This window comes from Streptomyces phaeolivaceus, assembly GCF_009184865.1.
Classification (GTDB): domain Bacteria; phylum Actinomycetota; class Actinomycetes; order Streptomycetales; family Streptomycetaceae; genus Streptomyces; species Streptomyces phaeolivaceus.
In genome coordinates this window covers 9,124,919-9,141,156 of sequence record NZ_CP045096.1, presented here as the reverse complement: position 1 = coordinate 9,141,156, position 16,238 = coordinate 9,124,919, and the positions used below count along the sequence as shown (strand labels likewise).

14 protein-coding genes are annotated in these 16,238 nt (G+C 70.1%); 5 read left to right on the top strand and 9 right to left on the bottom strand.

Annotated elements, in window-relative coordinates:
* Positions 1-65 precede the first annotated feature (65 nt).
* Positions 66-1,340: a lyase family protein gene (locus tag F9278_RS41665; RefSeq protein ID WP_152172945.1), complete on the top strand. Its 1,275-nt coding sequence runs from the start codon at positions 66-68 to the stop codon at positions 1,338-1,340.
* A 54-nt stretch (positions 1,341-1,394) separates the two neighbouring features.
* Here F9278_RS41665 and F9278_RS41660 read toward each other — a convergent pair whose 3' ends face one another.
* From F9278_RS41660 to F9278_RS41645, 4 genes are all read right to left on the bottom strand, one after another.
* Entirely contained in the window at positions 1,395-2,306 is a 912-nt protein-coding gene (locus tag F9278_RS41660; protein WP_152172944.1) for an NAD(P)-binding domain-containing protein, read from the bottom strand.
* 291 nt (positions 2,307-2,597) lie between these two features.
* Positions 2,598-3,431 (bottom strand): hypothetical protein, encoded by an 834-nt coding sequence (locus tag F9278_RS41655; RefSeq protein ID WP_152172943.1) that lies wholly within the window; start codon positions 3,429-3,431, stop codon positions 2,598-2,600.
* Between the two features lie 210 nt (positions 3,432-3,641).
* Positions 3,642-5,231 (bottom strand): MDR family MFS transporter, encoded by a 1,590-nt coding sequence (locus tag F9278_RS41650; RefSeq protein ID WP_226967163.1) that lies wholly within the window; start codon positions 5,229-5,231, stop codon positions 3,642-3,644.
* 73 nt (positions 5,232-5,304) lie between these two features.
* On the bottom strand, positions 5,305-5,922 hold the full coding sequence (locus tag F9278_RS41645; RefSeq protein ID WP_152172941.1) for a TetR family transcriptional regulator: 618 nt from the start codon (positions 5,920-5,922) through the stop codon (positions 5,305-5,307).
* A 170-nt stretch (positions 5,923-6,092) separates the two neighbouring features.
* On the opposite strand from F9278_RS41645, the gene F9278_RS41640 reads away from it, so the two are divergent.
* Positions 6,093-6,848 carry an SDR family NAD(P)-dependent oxidoreductase gene (locus F9278_RS41640; RefSeq protein WP_193241868.1) on the top strand — a complete coding sequence of 252 codons (756 nt, stop codon included), beginning with the start codon at positions 6,093-6,095 and terminating at the stop codon, positions 6,846-6,848.
* 50 nt (positions 6,849-6,898) lie between these two features.
* On the opposite strand, the gene F9278_RS41635 is transcribed toward F9278_RS41640, so the two are convergent.
* Positions 6,899-7,696: an IclR family transcriptional regulator gene (locus tag F9278_RS41635; protein WP_226967162.1), complete on the bottom strand. Its 798-nt coding sequence runs from the start codon at positions 7,694-7,696 to the stop codon at positions 6,899-6,901.
* Between the two features lie 192 nt (positions 7,697-7,888).
* Between F9278_RS41635 and F9278_RS41630 the strand changes: the two genes are divergently transcribed.
* Genes F9278_RS41630 through F9278_RS41620 form a run of 3 tightly spaced genes read left to right on the top strand, consistent with a single transcriptional unit; the run spans position 7,889 to position 10,276 of the window.
* Positions 7,889-8,500, top strand: coding sequence for a carboxymuconolactone decarboxylase family protein (locus tag F9278_RS41630; RefSeq protein ID WP_152172939.1), 612 nt, complete (start codon positions 7,889-7,891; stop codon positions 8,498-8,500).
* 55 nt (positions 8,501-8,555) lie between these two features.
* Entirely contained in the window at positions 8,556-9,428 is an 873-nt protein-coding gene (locus F9278_RS41625; RefSeq protein WP_152172938.1) for a fumarylacetoacetate hydrolase family protein, read from the top strand.
* Positions 9,425-10,276: a fumarylacetoacetate hydrolase family protein gene (locus F9278_RS41620; protein WP_152172937.1), complete on the top strand. Its 852-nt coding sequence runs from the start codon at positions 9,425-9,427 to the stop codon at positions 10,274-10,276. The genes F9278_RS41625 and F9278_RS41620 overlap by 4 nt, the downstream gene beginning before the upstream one ends.
* Positions 10,277-10,802: 526 nt before the next feature.
* On the opposite strand, the gene F9278_RS41615 is transcribed toward F9278_RS41620, so the two are convergent.
* The 4 genes from F9278_RS41615 to F9278_RS41600 all read right to left on the bottom strand — a co-directional run bounded on the left by F9278_RS41615 (position 10,803) and on the right by F9278_RS41600 (position 16,219).
* Positions 10,803-11,096 carry a hypothetical protein gene (locus F9278_RS41615; RefSeq protein WP_152172936.1) on the bottom strand — a complete coding sequence of 98 codons (294 nt, stop codon included), beginning with the start codon at positions 11,094-11,096 and terminating at the stop codon, positions 10,803-10,805.
* Positions 11,097-11,657: 561 nt separating this feature from the next.
* Complete coding sequence (locus F9278_RS41610; protein ID WP_152172935.1) at positions 11,658-13,163, bottom strand: sensor histidine kinase; 1,506 nt, start codon at positions 13,161-13,163, stop codon at positions 11,658-11,660.
* Positions 13,160-13,900, bottom strand: coding sequence for a response regulator transcription factor (locus F9278_RS41605; protein WP_152172934.1), 741 nt, complete (start codon positions 13,898-13,900; stop codon positions 13,160-13,162). The genes F9278_RS41610 and F9278_RS41605 overlap by 4 nt, the downstream gene beginning before the upstream one ends.
* 30 nt (positions 13,901-13,930) lie before the next feature.
* Positions 13,931-16,219 (bottom strand): ArnT family glycosyltransferase, encoded by a 2,289-nt coding sequence (locus F9278_RS41600; RefSeq protein ID WP_152172933.1) that lies wholly within the window; start codon positions 16,217-16,219, stop codon positions 13,931-13,933.
* Positions 16,220-16,238 lie beyond the last annotated feature (19 nt).

Genomic DNA, 16,238 nt, shown 5'->3' with positions numbered 1-16,238 from the left:
CCGGTCGTCCCTCCGTACTTAGCGTGACCACAACCGCCACCCGCCCGGCAGAAGAATGGTGAACCGTGCAGTACACATCCAAGGAAGCCGAACCCGCGAACACGCATGGCACGCTCTACGGGACACAGACGCAGTTGTCGCTGCGGAACTTCGGGTCTCCCGGGCGTCGTATCGCGGACGTGCCGTCTCTGATTCGTATGTACGCGCTCATAAAGAGGGCAGCCGCCACGGCCAACCGCACCTTGGGGGTTCTGGACGACCGGCGAGCCGACGCGATCATCGCCGCGTGTGACGAGGTCGCCGCCGGCCTGCACACCGAGCAGTTCCCCACGGCGCTGGTACTCGGTGGCGGTGGCACGACGACGAACATGAACGTCAACGAGGTCATCGCCGCGCGAGCAGCACAGCTCGCGTCGATCACGGTGCACCCGAACGATCATGTCAACGCCTCGCAATCGACCAATGACTCCTTTCCCACGGCCATGGCTCTGACGATCATCGAGGTAGCCGAGGGGCCACTGGCGGCGCTGCGAGGGCTGTCCGAGACTCTAAAAGACAAAGCGGCTGAATACAATGAAACGCCCTATCTCGGCCGCACCTGCCTCCAGGACGCGGTGAGCGTCCAGGCCGGCCGGACACTGCGCGCCCAGGCCCGCGCCGTCGAGCGGGGCGCCGACGAACTGGAGGCCACGGTGCGCGAGCTGTCGGCCGTGCCGCTCGGTGCGACGGTTCTCGGCACCTCCATCGGCGCGCCGGAGGGATTCACCGACGCATGTGTCAGTGAACTCGCGAAGCTGGTCGACTTCGACGTGGTCGGTGCCCGGGATCTCTTTGACGCGCTGGCGCATCTCGACCCCTACGCCGCGGTCGCCGACGCAACGGCCCGAGCGGCCATCACCGTCGCGAAGATAGCGTCTGACCTGCGTCTTCGCTCGTCCGGTCCGCGTGGCGGACTGGCGGAGGTGACCATCCCGGCGCTGCAGGCCGGGTCGTCCATCATGCCGGCCAAGGTCAATCCGGTGGTGCCGGAGTACGCCATGCAGCTCAGCTACCGCATCCGCGGATCGGCCAACACCGTCAGCTGCGCCGTCGCCGCCGGTGAGCTTGAGCTCAACGTCATGGAACCGATCATCATCGACGCCTTGCTCACCATGTTCGAGGACCTCGAACGCGCCGCAGCGAGCATGGCGACGCTGTGCGTCGCGGGACTTGAGTGGGACGGCCCGCGCCGTGCCGAGAATCTCGGCCAGGCGCTGGACCGATGGGTCGAACTCGCCGGTCGCTCCGGCTACGAGGCGGCGTCCAGCAGCGCCAGGCAAGCATGGGGGCATGCCGACTGACAGCGGGGATCGGTCATGGCATGACCGGGAGATCCCTTGCCCCTCCCGGTGCACTCATATCCCGGTGGCATCGGCCTCGGAGGAACCCACATGCCCCAGCCAGTGGAGGATGGCCTGGTATCGGGACCGTACTCCGAGTTTTCCGTAGATACGGCTCAGATAGTTTCTGACCGTCTTCTCCGACAGGTACATCTCCTGTGCCACTTCCGGCAGCGAACGGCCGGCGGCGGTCAGTGTCATGATCCGCTGTTCCTGGGGCGACAGACGCTTCCTCACGGCGGCTGAGCAGGACGCGGTCGGCCAGTTCACATAGCCGGGAGAGTCCGGCGGGACGATCTCCAGTTTCTCGGCCATGGCCCGGGTGGCCGCTCTGGCCTGTTCGGTGGCGACCGCGAGGGAGATGAGCACCCGGCTGTTCTCGAACGTGCCGACGTCCAGCACGTTGTAGCCGAGGGCGCTCAGTAACCGGGACACCTCCGCCTTGGCGTCCGCGTCGTCGCCGGCGACGGGCAGGACGCTCCGGTCGAGGACACCCAGCCGGGGGCCGGGGCGCAGTCGACGGAAGTCGATGTCGCTGAACACCTTCACCACGGGGGACCCGACGAGGTGCCGCTGGACCAGACGGCTGGGCGTCAGCTCGCCCGATTCCAGTGCGGCGATGCGGCCGTGCCGGTCCGGGTGATAGTTCATGAGGTCGATGACGGTCCTGCCTGCCAACTCCCGGACGGGAAGCCGGTCATAGGCGTTCAGGGGGACGGCCACGGCGACCATGTCGCTCACCCGGGCGGCCTCGGGCGGCGTGGCCGCGCGCGTGCGCGGGCCGAGTTCGGCGACCAGGGCGGCGAGGGACTCGGGACCGCGCGAGTTGCTCAGTACGACGTTCAGGCCGGAGGCGACGGCGAGACGGGCCAGCGCGCCGCCGACCATTCCGCATCCGATGAGTCCGAGTGTGGGGGGCTGGATCACGGTGTGAGATCTCCAGTTCAGCGGATGGCCTGGATCTCAGGACATCGGTCAGAAGGGTCTGCGTCGACCTCCGCCGGCGAATCCGCGTGCTGCGCGCCCCGGCGGCGGTCTGAGGGCAGTGACAGACCGCCGGGACGGTGCGATCGCCGGGGTGGGACCGTGACGGTCAGTGGGTCCGGGCGGCCGTGGGGGTGCCATGGCCGGACTCCGGAAGGCCGACGTCGGAGGTGGTCGGCCCAGCCGAGGAGAGGTCCTTCCAGCGGACGGGGATCTCCGCGGCGGCCCTGCCGGTCACCCGCCGGTGGCGGGGTCGGCCGCGGCCGGGCAGCCGGGCCGGGTGATGTCCCCGATGCCCCCGGCGCGGGTCGGGCTGGTGACGTCCCGCGGCGGGCCGCACCGGTCGAGCCGGCCCACGTTCGTGCCCGGCTCGCGTCCGGCGCGATCGTCGTCGCCGTTCTCGTCCACGAGCCGGCCCTCGACGGCGCGGATGTGCGCCGCCCGGTCGGCGGCGGCGGAGTTGTGGACCGGTCCGGGGTCGGCCGCCGCGTTCGGGACCGCCCGCCCGGCTCCATGGTCGAGGGGCTTGGCGTCCACGCCGTAGGCCACGGACCGGCCGATCGCGGCGGCCGTGTCGGCCGTGTCGGCCGTGTCGGCCGTGTCGGCCGTGTCGGCCGTGGAACAGGCGTCGCTCCCCCATGTCTTGTGGGCGGCGATGCGGGCCGCGGGCGCCACCGCCGATGTCCGGCCGGACATGCCGCTGTCGGGGGCGACGGCGTCGACACCCTTGATCCCGGCGGCCGTCGGGGCGCGTGTGCCCTGGCGTTCCTTGGCGGTGGCCTCGGTGTCGGGCCCGGACAGGGCGCGCACGCGCACCGGCGGGTTGCCCGTAGCGATGCCGAGGCCGGCGACGCCGAGGATCATCCCCGCGCCCGCGCCTCGCCGCCTCCGGGGGAATCCGTCGGCGGCCCGTGCGGGCGGGATCACCTCGTCGCGGGTCAGTGAGACGGCCCCCGCCGTGCGGACCGGCCGGTTCGCCTGAGCGGTGGTCAGTTCGGCGGCGGAACCGTTCGGAAGAAGACGCACCGGTCTGCGGCTGTGGCCGTCGCCGGATTGGTCGTGGGACAAGTTTCTGCCCTCTCTGCGCAATGGTGTTCGTTTTCACCCCCGTCGTGATCAATATTGTGGGGATCTGTTGACGGTCGAGGAAGAGGCCGCCGACAGTTACTGACAAGTCCTCACGAGCTCTGCACAGTTGACAGGAAGACCGCGACCGCGGTCACCGCCCACGCGGCGCCGCGGTCACCAGGAGGACACGCCTCCACGGCCCGTCCCGGCTCAGTTCCCGGTCAGCGCGGCCTCCGGCTGACCTGGGGTCACATCGGGGCCGACGTCATCGTTGCCGTCGGCGAGCTTCTTCTCCGGGAGGAGGAAGGCGAGGACGAGGCCGACGACGAACACGGGGACCAGATAGCGGAACACCGGTGTCAGGGCGTGCTGGTACGAGAGGATCACCGCGTCCTGGACCTTGTCCGGGAGGGAGTGGACCAGGGCCGGGGTGAGGGAGCGGGTGTCACCGACCGCGTCGGCGGAGGCTCCGGTGAGACGGTCGCCCAGCTGGTCGGTGAGGCGGTGGGTGAACACCGCCCCGACACCCGCGGTGCCGAGGGTGGCGCCGATCTCGCGGAAGAAGTTGTTGGCGGAGGTCGCGGTGCCCACGGCGGACCCGGGGAAGTCGTTCTGCACGGCCAGGACCAGAGGCTGCATCGTCAGACCGAGCCCGGCACCGAGCACGAACACATAGACGCCGATCAGGACGAGCGAGGTCTCGGTGTCCAGCGTGGACATCAGCAGCGCGGCGACGCCCACGAGGACGGTGCCGACGATCGGGAAGATCTTGTACCGGCCCGTCCTGCTCATCAGCTGCCCGGAAGGGATGGCTGTGGCGACGATGCCGACCACCATGGGGATGAGCAACAGCCCGGACTCGGTGGCGCTGACGCCGTAGACCATCTGCAGATACGTCGGCAGGTAGCCGATGATCGCGAACATGCCGATACCGATGACGAGCAGGCCGATCAGGGTGGCGATGTTGAAGATCCGGCTGCGGAACAGCCACAGCGGGATGATCGGCTCCTTGGCGCGGCTCTGGGAGAGGAAGAAGAGGGCCCAGACCAGCAGGCCGCCTCCGGCCAGGCCGAGGATGAGCGGGTCGGACCAGGCATAGTCCGTGCCGCCCCAGTCGGCCACCAGCACGGTGCAGGTCACCGCCGTCGCCATGAGGGTGAAGCCGAGGTAGTCGAAGGCGACCGCGGCGGTCCTGCGGGGCAGGCGCAGGGCGAACGCGCCGACGGCGAGAGCCAGCACACCGATCGGCAGGTTGATCCAGAAGGCCCAGCGCCAGCCGATGCCGTCGGTGAACCAGCCGCCGAGCAGGGGGCCCGCGACGGAGGAGAGGCCGAACACGGCGCCGATCGGGGCCATGTACTTCGCGCGCTGCCGTGGCGGTACGAGGTCCGCGATGATCGCCTGCGAGGTGATCATCAGTCCACCGCCGCCCAGCCCTTGCACGGCACGGCCGATGATCAGCCAGGTCATGTCCTGCGCCGCGCCCGCGATCACGGAGCCGACGAGGAACACGCCGATTCCGCCGAGGAACAGGGCCTTGCGGCCGAGCAGATCACCGAGGCGGCCGTAGACGGGCATGGCGATGGTGGCCGCGAGGATGTACGCGGTGGTCACCCACGCCAGATGGTTCAGGCCGTGCAGCTCGCCGACGATGGTCGGCAGTGCGGTGCTGACGATCGTCTGGTCGAGAGAGGCGAGCAGCATCGCGGTCATGAGGGCGGCGAATATGAGGCCGAAGTGGCTCGGAGTTCCGGAGGAGGTTCCGTCCTCCGCCTCCGCGGCCGGCGTCGAGTCGCTCAAGGGGGCTCCTGGCATCGGTGAGTTGGGGAATGAGCACGTCACACACGGGGCGCCCGGAAGACCGGCCCGGCGGTCATGGGGTCAGCAGCGAGAGCAGGAGTTTCGCGGAGCGTTCGACGTGCGGGACCGGGGAGTCGTCCTCGTCGCTCGGGGACTCCTCGTTCGCCCAGCGCTCCAGGCCGTCGCGCATCACGGTCAGGGCGAGCGCGGCGATCAGGGTCGGCACCTCGCCCTCGGGTCGCGCCCCGAGCCGCCGCGCGACCAGCTCGGCGATCGAACGCCGGAAGCCGTCGAACCGGGCCAGCATCGTGGCCAGCAGGGCGGGATGGCTGCGCGTGAGCGCGAAGGCGGCGTGCGTCTCCTGGCGCAGCGGCGGGTTGTCGGTGAGATCGCGCACGAGCAGGCGAGTCAGGTCCGCGAGGACTTCCCGGGGATGCGCGTCACCGCGCGAGACGAACTCGGCGGTCAGCGCCTGCGGCAGTTCGGCCGGGGGCCCGGGCAGGACGGCCGCTTCCTTGTTCGGGAAGTAGTTGAAGAACGTACGCGGCGACACACCCGCCTCGGCGCTGATCAGGTCCACGGTGATCCCGTCGAACCCCTGTTCCTGAGCCAGCCGCAGCGCGACCGCATGGATCTCTCGCCGTGTCTGCTGCCGCCGACGCTCACGCAGACTCTCACCCGTGGAAGTCATGGAGCGGATTTTTGCACACTCTGCAAGGTATGCGTTGCGTGCATGAAGTGCGGATAGCGCACACCGTCGGACGGACAGGCCGCGACGTGATGGACAGCGCACAGGCCAGCCGCTATCGTCAGGCGCACAATATGAAACTGGCTTTTACTCAGTGAAAATGGGAGGCATCCATGGGATGGCTGGGTCTGGAGGGCGGGCGCGCTCTGGTGTTCGGAGCGGGCGGGCTCGGAGCGGCCTGCGCCCGAGGGCTGGCCGAAGCCGGAACGCGCCTCGTGGTGGTGGACGCGGACGAGAGCCGGCTCAAGGCCTTCCGGGAGGACCCCCGGATGGCGGAGGCGGACATCGAGACCGTGGTCGCCGACGTGACGTCCTCCGAGTCCTGTGACGAGGCGGTCGCCGCCGCCGCCCGTCTGCTCGGCGGGCTGGACGTACTGGTCCACGCGGTCGGGACGAACGACCGCCGGCCGGTGGTGGACATACCCGACGAAGTGTGGGACCGGATTCTCACCCTGAACCTGTCCAGCGCCTTCTGGATCGGCCGGGCGGCGGGTCGGGTCATGGGCGAGGCGGGAGGCGGCCGGATGGTGTTCTTCTCCTCGGTCTCCTCCAAGCTCGCGCACCGGCACCACGCCCCCTACGCCGCGACGAAGGGCGGACTCGACCAGCTGATCAAGGTCATGGCCCGGGAATGGGCCGCTGACGGCGTGACGGTCAACGCGGTCGCGCCGGGCTACACGGAGACCGAGCTGACACGCGCGTACCTCGACAAGCCCGGTATGCGCGACGAGATGACCGGCCTGGTACCGGCAGGACGCCTCGGCACCCCCGAGGACGTCGTCGGCGCGACACTGTTCCTGGCCTCACCGAGGGCGTCGTTCGTGACCGGACAGGTGCTGTACGTCGACGGCGGTCGCACGCTCGTCTGATCCACCGGAACGACATCGCACCGAGTGCAGCGTCCGTCGCGCGGACGGGATCAGCGGCCGCCGAGCAGCCGGGAAATCTCGCGGCAGGCGTCCTTGAGGGGCTGGCACATTTCACCGAGCAAGCGCTCCATGGGAAACTCGCGCGCCGGAACAGCGACATTGGCAGCCGCCACGACGGATCCGGTCGCGTCCGTGATCGGCGCGGCCACGGAGCGCAGGCCGTAGGCGAGTTCCTCGTCCTGTACGACATGGCCCTGTTCGCGAATCCCGCTCAGCGCGTCACGCAGCCCGTCGAGGGATCTGATGGCGTTCGGTCCCGTCGCCCCGGAGAAGGACTTCTCGGTCAGACGCCGCTCCAGCTCGGTGTCGTCGAGCCCGCTCAACAGCATCTTCCCGATCGAGGTGCCGACCGCCGGGAGCCGTGACCCCACCTGGATGTTCGCGGTGACCAGGTCGTTGTTGCGCAGCCGGATCAGATAGAGGACGTAGTCGTCGGACAGCGTGCCCAGGTTCACCGTCTGGCTGGTCGCGTCGGCGAGACGACGCAGGGGACCTTCCGCGAGCTGGACCAGGTCAAGGCCGCGCAGTGCCGAGAAACCGAGCGTGAGCACCTGCGGGGCGGGGCGGTACGCGCCGTTGGGCAACTGCTCCAGGAACCCCTCGGTCACCAGCGTGGCCGCCAGCCGGAACGCCGTCGGGAGGGGTACGCCCGTCTCGGCAGCCATGTCGGAGAGCTTCATGGAAGGCCGCTGCTCGGAGAACAGGCCGAGCAGGCGGAGCCCCTTGGCCAGCGCCTCCACGTGATAGCTGCGCTTGGCGGGTGCATCCCCGGCAGAGGCGTCGGGCACCTCTACGGGCTGGGACTGGCGCGGCGGCAAGGTCGGCTCGCTTTCTTGTCGGGACGACTGACAGGGACTCTCTCATTTTCACTCTACGGAAGCCAGTGTCACAGTGACTTTTGTCAAGCGAAATGGACTTTCACTGAACGAAGAGAAAGATTAGGCTGTGGTTCTCTCGACGAGCCGGCCGAAGGAGCACTGATGACAGTTCGACTGGCTGGGCTTTTGCCCGGGGAACTCGACGAACAGCAGGCGGAGGTCTACCGGGCCATCACCGGGGGACGGCGCTCGGCCGGGCCGCAGTCGTTCGCCCTGGCCGACGAGGACGGCCGCCTGCGCGGTCCGTTCAACGCGATGCTGCTCAGCCCGCCGGTCGGCCTTGCCGTACAGGCGGTCGGAAGCGCGGTGCGCTACGACAGCGCCCTCACCGACCGTGTGCGTGAGATGGCCATCCTCGCCGTCGCCGCACACTGGGGCAGCGCCTTCGAACGGGAAGCCCATGAGGCCGTGGGCCGCGGCTGCGGACTGAGCGAGCGGGACATGGCCGCACTGCGCGCCGGCTCCGTCCCCGAGTCGGCGGACCCGGCGGAGCGGACCGCCCTGCGGATCACTCACGCACTCCTTCGCGCCGGGGAACTGACCGGCGAGGAGTACGACGAGGCGGTGCTCGCGGTAGGGGCGCGCGGCGTGTTCGAGCTCACCACACTGGTCGGGTACTACGGCATGCTCGCCCTCCAGCTGCGTGTCTTCGCAGGTGAGAAGCCGGCGGCCGGTCAGGCGACTGCCCTGCCGCAGCCACAGACCCCCTCATAGAAGCGTTATCGACAACAGACCTCAGAAGTCCCAGACGTACAGATAGGCGGAACACATGAAGCTGGTCACCTTTGACGACGGGCGCGTCGGCAGGCTGGAGTTGGAGGAGCGAGTCGTCCTCGCCCTGGAGGTCGGCTCGACCCGTGAGTACTTCGAGCGCGACGGCCGGGTGACGGAGACCGGAGAGCGCCTGTCCTTGGACGACGTACGGCTGCGCGCGCCGATCGTGCCGAAGAAGTTCTTCCACACCTCCGGCAACTTCCGCGAGCACGAGGACGAGTCGAAGAACGTCGACTGGTCGCACCCCATGCACAAGGGCATCGTCTTCTTCCAGAACGTCGACGCGATCGTCGGCCCCGACGAGCCCGTGATCTACCCCGAGCACCTGACCAGCGAGCTGGACTACGAGCTGGAGATCGCCGTCGTCATCGGCAAGCCCGGCAAGTTCTTCGGTGTGGACGACGCTCCCGACCACATCGCCGGATACGTCGTCTTCAACGACATCACCGCACGCGACATCCAGCGCCGCGAGATGGAGTCCGGTGTCTTCTCCTTCTGCAAGGCCATCGACACCTTCTGCCCGGTCGGCCCCTACATCGTCACCGCCGACGAGATCCCCGACCCGCAGAACCTCGACATGGAACTGCGGGTGAACGGCAAGGTCCGGCAGAAGTCCAACACCAGCCGCATGTCGGTCTCCATCCCCCACCTGGTCGCCTACCACTCCCCGCAGGGTTACAGCGCCGGCGACCTGATCACCACCGGCACCGTCCAGGGTGTCGCCGGCTTCAGCGGCGACCCGGACATGTACCTCAAGCCCGGTGACATCATCGAGGCCGAGGTCGAGCGCCTGGGCGTCCTGCGCTCGCCGATCGTCAGCTGGGAGCAGGGTCACGGCACCCCCGTACCGCAGAAGGTGGACTGGTGAGACTCGCTGTCACCGGCGGACGCGCCGTCCTCGTCGAGGGGGACCGGGCGGCCGACATCGCGTCGGCGTCCGGGAACCGGTTCTCCTCCGACCCCATGGCACTGCTCGACAACTGGCAGGAGCTGCGGCACTGGGCCGCTTCCGGCCTGCCCGCTGACGCCTTCGGCATCCCCGTCGAGCCGGACGCGCTCGGCGCCCCGGTGCCGCGCCCGCGCCAGGTGTTCGCGGTGGCGCTCAACTACCCGCCGCACGCGGCCGAGGCGGGCTACACACCACCGGACGAACCTCTGGTCTTCACCAAGTTCCCGACCTGTGTCACCGGCCCTCGCACCACCGTCGAACTCCCGCCCGGCAAGGTCGACTGGGAGGTCGAACTCGTCGCGGTGGTCGGCCGGCACACACACCGTGTGTCCGAGGACCGCGCCTGGGAGAGCGTCGCCGGGCTCACCGTCGGCCAGGACCTCTCCGAGCGGGTCGTCCAACTGGCCGGGAAGCCGCCGCAGTTCAGCCTGGGCAAGTCCTTCCCCGGCTTCGGCCCGACCGGCCCGGTCCTCGTCACACCCGACGAGTTCGCCGACCCCGACGACCTGGAGATCACCGGGCTCCTCAACGGCGACGTCGTCCAGCACGACCGTACGAAGTCCATGATCTTCCCGGTCCCCGAGCTGATCGCGCGTCTCTCGGCCATCGTGCCCTTGCTTCCCGGCGACCTCGTCTTCACGGGCACACCCGCCGGGGTCGGCAATCGCATGAATCCGCCCCGCTATCTGACCGAGGGCGACGAACTGGTCAGCCGTGTCTCCGGCATCGGCGAGATCCGGCAGCTGTTCTCGGCACCGGTTCTCTGACCCGGGTCGGGCAGGTCGCGGAGAGAGGGTCGGCCTTCTCTCCGCCGCCGGCCTCGGGCCTCATCGCTGCACGGTGGTGTCGCAGGGACGAGGAGGCCAGGGCGCGTCTGCCAGGGGCTGAGCGCACTCGTAGGTCCGGCGACGGTCGCGTAGTGCGGTGTGGTTCCGTCGGACGCATGGGTGTCGTGGAAGACGGCACCGTTGTCGGCACTGAAGGGGAAGGTCTTGCCCGCGTAGGTCAGGTCGCTCATCGTGCTTGCCTCACCCTCGGAACAGGCCGTTGGAGTGCGGCAGTTCGGCCGGCACGGGGACGATGACGCCCCATGCTCGACGATGCGGCCGTCGGCCACGCGGAACATGTCCCAGTTGGCGACCGGCGCCCCGAAACTCGCCCTCGGTTGGCCGCGGCGGCGCCGAAACCGTCCAGGCCGGCGGCCTGCAAGCGGGCCACCGAGGTCACCCGCACCGCCTGGACGAGAGCGGGCGGGCCCTCGTGGGCCCGCCCGCTCTCGTCGAGATCCGTCGCCTACCGGCAGGCGAAGTACATCGTGTACACCACGGTGCCGTCGCTGCGCTGCTGCGCGAGGCTCTGGTTCTGGTCGAGCACCGTACGGCTGCCGCACCGGGATTTCGCCTTGTTGATGGCATCGTTCTGTGCCGCCTGCAGTGACTTCCCGGTACCGGTGACCGAGTAACACGGCGTGTCGGCGCACACCGCGGCCTGGGCGGCACCCGCGGTCCCCACCAGGGCTCCCAGCGAGAGACCACCCGCGACCAGCACCGAGGCGACCCTCTTCTTCACCGACGTCGAAGCACGCATATGTCCTCATCTCAAGTTCCTGACGGTATGTGCCCACTGTCCCAGCCCCGACCTCCTCGGGAGTAGGGACGAATGTCCTCTCTCGACAGACCGAGCGGGACGCCGTCGGGAGTCCGGCGGAACCGAGTCGGTCGAGCCGAAGGACCGTCCGGGCACCCTTCGGCGAGGCAGCTCACGTCACCGGCGGCCAGTGGTGACATCCACCTCTACGCACCCCTCCCGGCGATCGCGGGACTTCGGCTTTCCCGGCCTCGGGCTCGCGGGCTCCGCCACGGTGGATCGGTGCGTGAACGCGGACAGCCGGCCGAAGGACTCGCCAAGTCGTGGCGGCCGGGCCACCAGCAGATACGGCGGCCCCAGTCGGTGGCCGCGCGTCAGCCCACGGGCGGTGCGTCCGTCACCTCCGCCCCGGCAAGGGCACGGTCCACGGCAGGACGCCGGTCCCGGCGCCCTTGACGCGCCCTGCCCTTGACGCGCCCTGCCCTTGACGCGCCCTGCGCTCGGAGTGATCTCCGAGGTGCCGCGCGACGACATCGGCGATCGACCCCCGCAAGGCACGACTCACCCACGAGCAGGCAGAACCAGGCGGAAGGTGCATCCGCGGCCGACCCGCGTGTCGAGTTCGATCCGGCCTCCCTGGCCTTGGGCGATCGCCATGGCGATGGCGAGACCGAGGCCGCTGCCGCCCTGGTCACGGGAGCGGGACGGGTCGACACGGTAGAAGCGTTCGAAGACCCGCTCGGCCTCCTCCGGTGGCAGACCCGGTCCCTGATCGGCGACTTCGATCACGCAGATCGGCGTGCCCTCGGCCAGCGGAGGCGAGCCGCTGGTGCGTCCCGGGCGGTCGGTGCCACCCGTGGCCGCCCCCGCCGACGCGGTGCCCACGCGGACATCGACCGGGGTGCTCAAGGGTGTGTGGACGAGCGCGTTGGACAGGAGGTTGCTGACCACTTGGAGCAGTCGGTCGGGATCCCCCATCGCTTCCACGACCTCGAACTCCGGGTGTGGGACCGTCCGGTCGAGCGGGTTGAGCGACACCCTGTGCGCGCCCCCCTCGCGCACGGCGGCGGCGCTCACCGCGTCGGCCGCGAGGGACAGCAGGTCGACGGGGACCACCCGGTTCTCGGGCTCCAGGTCGAGCTTGGCGAGCAGAAGCAGGTCGTTGACGAGCAGATTCATACGCTCGGCGTTTCTCGCGACCTGCTCGTCGGCCTCCCGGCGCTCGGCGGCGGGGCGGTCGGGATGACGCAGGGCGAGTTCGGCGAAGCCCTGGACGGAGGTGAGCGGCGTACGCAGCTCGTGCCCGGCGTCAGCGACGAAGCGGCGCAGCCGGGCTTCCGAGAACTCCCTTTGCCGCAAGGCTTGTTGGAGGCGGTCGAGCATGCTGTTGAGTACGGTGCCCAGTCGGCCGGTCTCGGTGTGCGGATCGGTGTCGGACAACCGTGTGCCGAGGTCCCCCGCGGTGATGTCCTGAGCCGTGTGCTCCATCCGGGTCAGGGGAAGGAGACCGAGGCGGACCACCCACCGGCCGACGGCGATCAGCCCGACCACGGCCACGGCGAGGACGGCCGCGTTGAGAGCCAGCAGCTTCGACATGGCGCCCTCCACCGTGTCGAGGGGCAGGGCGACCACGAACGTGGTGCCCTCGGACTTTCCGTCCTTCCACAGCACGCGCCAGCGGCCGTCGCCGGCCTCGGCCGGGACCGAGACGGGACGGCCCTTGGCCCAGTGAGGGTCGTCGATGGACCGGGGAAGCTCGGGCCCCGGCTTCTCCCCGCCCCCGATGGTTCCCTGCTCTGCGCGCGAGGAGTCGTAGAGGGTGACCCGGAAGTCCGAGGGCAGCGTCATGTCGTCCGGGCGGGGTCCGGTGGGTGGCAGACCCGCGCCTTCCGCGAAGGCGCGATCCGGGAGCATGAACTCCGTCAGCTGCTGGTCCACCCGGTTCAGCAGCCAGGAGTGCAGAACCAGAACCCCGATGGTCTGCGCGGTGAGAACCGCGGCGGTGGCCAGCAGGGTGGTCCCCCACACCAGTCGGCCACGCAGCGACCGGGGACGGCGGCGGATCACCGGTCCGTCCCCTGCCGGGGCAGGCGCAGGCAGTAGCCCACGCCACGGACGGTGTGCAGCAGGGGCGGGTCGATGCGGTCGATCTTGCGTCGCAGGTATTTGACGTACGTCTCCACGATGCGGCCGTCACCCGCGAAGTCGTAGCCCCACACGTGGTTGAGGATCTTGGCCTTGCTCAGCACCCGGCCCGCGTTCTCCATCAGATAGGTGAGCAGGTTGAACTCGGTCGGGGACAGCGGAATGTACTCGCCCGCCCGGTGCACTTCATGGGCGTTCTCGTCCAGCTCCAGGTCGGCGAAGCGCAGGATCCCGCTGTCGGCGCCCTCGGCCTCGGCGAGGTGGTCAAGGTCGGTACGGCGCAGGATGGCGCGAATGCGCAGCAGCACCTCCTCGATGCTGAACGGCTTGGTCACGTAGTCGTCGCCGCCCGCGGTCAGGCCCGCGATGCGGTCGACGACCGCATCGCGGGCCGTGAGGAACAGCACCGGTGTCCGCACTCCCGCCGCCCGCAGACTCCGGGTGACCGCCAGTCCGTCGAGGTCGGGCAGCATGACGTCCAGCAGGACGAGGTCGGGGCGGAAGCCCTCCACGTCCCGCAGGGCGTCCAGTCCGGTGGCCGCGCCGGCGACCTCGTATCCGGACAGCCGCAGCGCCGACTCCAGCAACAGGCGGATTCCGGGGTCGTCCTCCACCACGAGGAGGCGGTGCCGGGCCGGGACAGCGGGCGGTTCGGGCATGGTGCGGTGTCGTCCGTTCTGCCGCTTCCGCTACTTGGCCGAGCTGTCGGCGGCGCAGTCGTACAAGGTGGTACCGGTACGACCCATCATGCCGCCCGCGGCCGAGCCGTCGCCTGAGCCACTGCTGCTACTGCCGCCGTACGCCTTGGGGGACACCTTGGCGCAGTGGTCCTTGATCCACGTCGACCGCTGGGAGGCCGCGCCGTTCTCTCCGCCCAGCATGGCGGCCATGCCGCCCGAGGAGTCGGAACCGAGGATGTAGCGCAGTTCGCCGCTCGTGGTCCACTTCCGCAGCTGAGCGACCGAGGGCGCGTCGTCCGAGCCCGCGAAGCCGCCCATGCCGATGACCGTCTCGTCGCTGTTGAGGATGAACCCGGCCGCGCCCTGGGATCCGCCCTCGACCGCGAGGGTGATGCGGGCGTCGCCGGAGTGCTCGGTCACGTAGGTGAGGATCTTGCGCTGGTCGGAGCTGAGCTCGGTGTCGTCGCCCGGACCGCCGAAGCCGCCGCGCGCTCCTCCTGAGCCGCTGCCGCCGCCGAAGCCGGGGAACGAGGGAAGCGATCCGCTGGAGCCCGAGCCCGAGCCCGATCCGTTGCCACCGCCAGAGCCCGATCCGTTGCCACCACCCGCGCCGGGGAACCCGGGCATTCCGGAAGGCATCCCGGAAGGCATCTCCGAGGGCATCCCCTGGGGCAGCTCGTCCGAGGATCCGCCGGGCGCGCCCGAGCCTCCGGTGCCGAATCCCCGCGGAAGGTCGAAGGTGCCACCACCGGCGCCGGGCAGGCTCCCCGCCGCGAAGGGCATCGTCGCCGGGCCGGCTGTCGGGTTGCTGCCGCCCATCGCCGAGCCCGAGCCGCCCGGCACGCTCACCGCCCACGCGGCCGGCGCGAACAGGGCCGCCAGCAGCGCGCCGCCCAGCGCGACCGGAGCCAGCCGCACCGTCCGCGACGCGGCGACCAGCAGTCCGACGGCGACCAGACCCACCACCAGCACGACCCAGGCCAGCCACCCGTGCCAGGACGGCACCCGGCGGATCACCACGGCCGCCCAGACCACGGTGACCAGCACGGTCCCGGCACCGAGGGGCAGCGCCCAGCGCGCCCCGGCCCGGTGCGCGCGGACCAGTGCCGTCACGAGACCGGCGGTCAACGCGGCTACGGCGGGGGCGAGTTGGGTCGTGTAGTACGGGTGGAAGATCCCCTCCTGGGTGGAGAACACCAACCCGCACACCACCAGCCAGGTCCCCCACAGCACCCACCCGGAGCCCGCCAGGGCCTCCCCCGCCGAGCCGCTCCCCCGCCGGCGCAGAACCGCCCCGGCGACCGCGAGGGCCAGTGCCACGGCACTCGCCGGCAGCAGCCAGCTGATCTGCCCGCCCACCTGGTCGTTGAAGAGCCGCAGCAGTCCGGCCTCGCCGCCGAATCCACCGCCGAGGGCGCCCAGGCCGCCGCCGCCAGGGCCCGCGCTCTCGCCGAAGATCCGGCCGAATCCGTTGTAGCCGGTCACCAGGTCCCAGGCACCGCCGTCGGTGCTGCCACCGATGTACGGACGCTCCCCGGGCCACCAGGCGACCACCGCCACCCACCACAGTGACGAGACGGCGCACACCGCTCCGGCGATCAGGAGCCGTCCCCCGCGCACCAGCCAGGTGCCGCTCGCACCGACCAGCCAGGCCGCGGCAAGGGCGGGAAGCACCATCCAGGCCGCCATCATCTTCGTGAGGAATCCGCAGCCGATCAGGAATCCGCTGGCGCACAGCCACCACGTGGCGTGCCGATCCGAGCCGGCTTGCAGGGCCCGGGTCAGCGCGTAGGCGGCGGCGACCAGGAACAGCACCAGCAGCGTGTCGGGGTTGTTGTCCCGGTTGATCGCCACGGTGATCGGGGTCAGCGTCATCACCAGGGCCGCGAGCAGCGCCGCGCCCTCGCCCGCCCAGCGGCGGACCGTGCGGTGCAGCACGAGGACGGCGGCGACGCCCTCCACCACCTGCGGCAGGATCAGCGCCCACCCGTGCATGCCGAAGATCTTGCTGCTGACGACCTGCGGCCACAGCGCGGCCGGCGGTTTGTCGACCGTGACGACTCCGGCCGGGTCGAAGGAACCGAAGAGGAAGTTCGTCCAGTTCCGGCCCATCGACTTCACGGCGGCCGAGTAGTAGGAGTTGCCCCAGCCGAGCGAGCCGAGGGCCCAGCCGTACAGCAGGGCGGAGAGGAGAAGGATCGCTCCCAGGGCGGCCGGGGCCGCCCAGCTGGGCAGGGCGCGCCGTGTTCCGGGCAGAAGCGTGACCGTACTGGGTGGCGCCTCGGCGGTGTGCGTCATGATGGATTCGCTCTCAGGG

What these genes read in the sequence shown, in the direction of transcription:
- F9278_RS41605 (WP_152172934.1), bottom strand. Translation starts at nt 13,900, where the DNA reads ATGCCCGAACCGCCCGCTGTCCCGGCCCGGCACCGCCTCCTCGTGGTG.
- F9278_RS41630 (WP_152172939.1), top strand. Translation starts at nt 7,889, where the DNA reads ATGACAGTTCGACTGGCTGGGCTTTTGCCCGGGGAACTCGACGAACAG.
- F9278_RS41640 (WP_193241868.1), top strand. Translation starts at nt 6,093, where the DNA reads ATGGGATGGCTGGGTCTGGAGGGCGGGCGCGCTCTGGTGTTCGGAGCG.
- F9278_RS41615 (WP_152172936.1), bottom strand. Translation starts at nt 11,096, where the DNA reads ATGCGTGCTTCGACGTCGGTGAAGAAGAGGGTCGCCTCGGTGCTGGTC.
- F9278_RS41625 (WP_152172938.1), top strand. Translation starts at nt 8,556, where the DNA reads ATGAAGCTGGTCACCTTTGACGACGGGCGCGTCGGCAGGCTGGAGTTG.
- F9278_RS41600 (WP_152172933.1), bottom strand. Translation starts at nt 16,219, where the DNA reads ATGACGCACACCGCCGAGGCGCCACCCAGTACGGTCACGCTTCTGCCC.
- F9278_RS41645 (WP_152172941.1), bottom strand. Translation starts at nt 5,922, where the DNA reads ATGACTTCCACGGGTGAGAGTCTGCGTGAGCGTCGGCGGCAGCAGACA.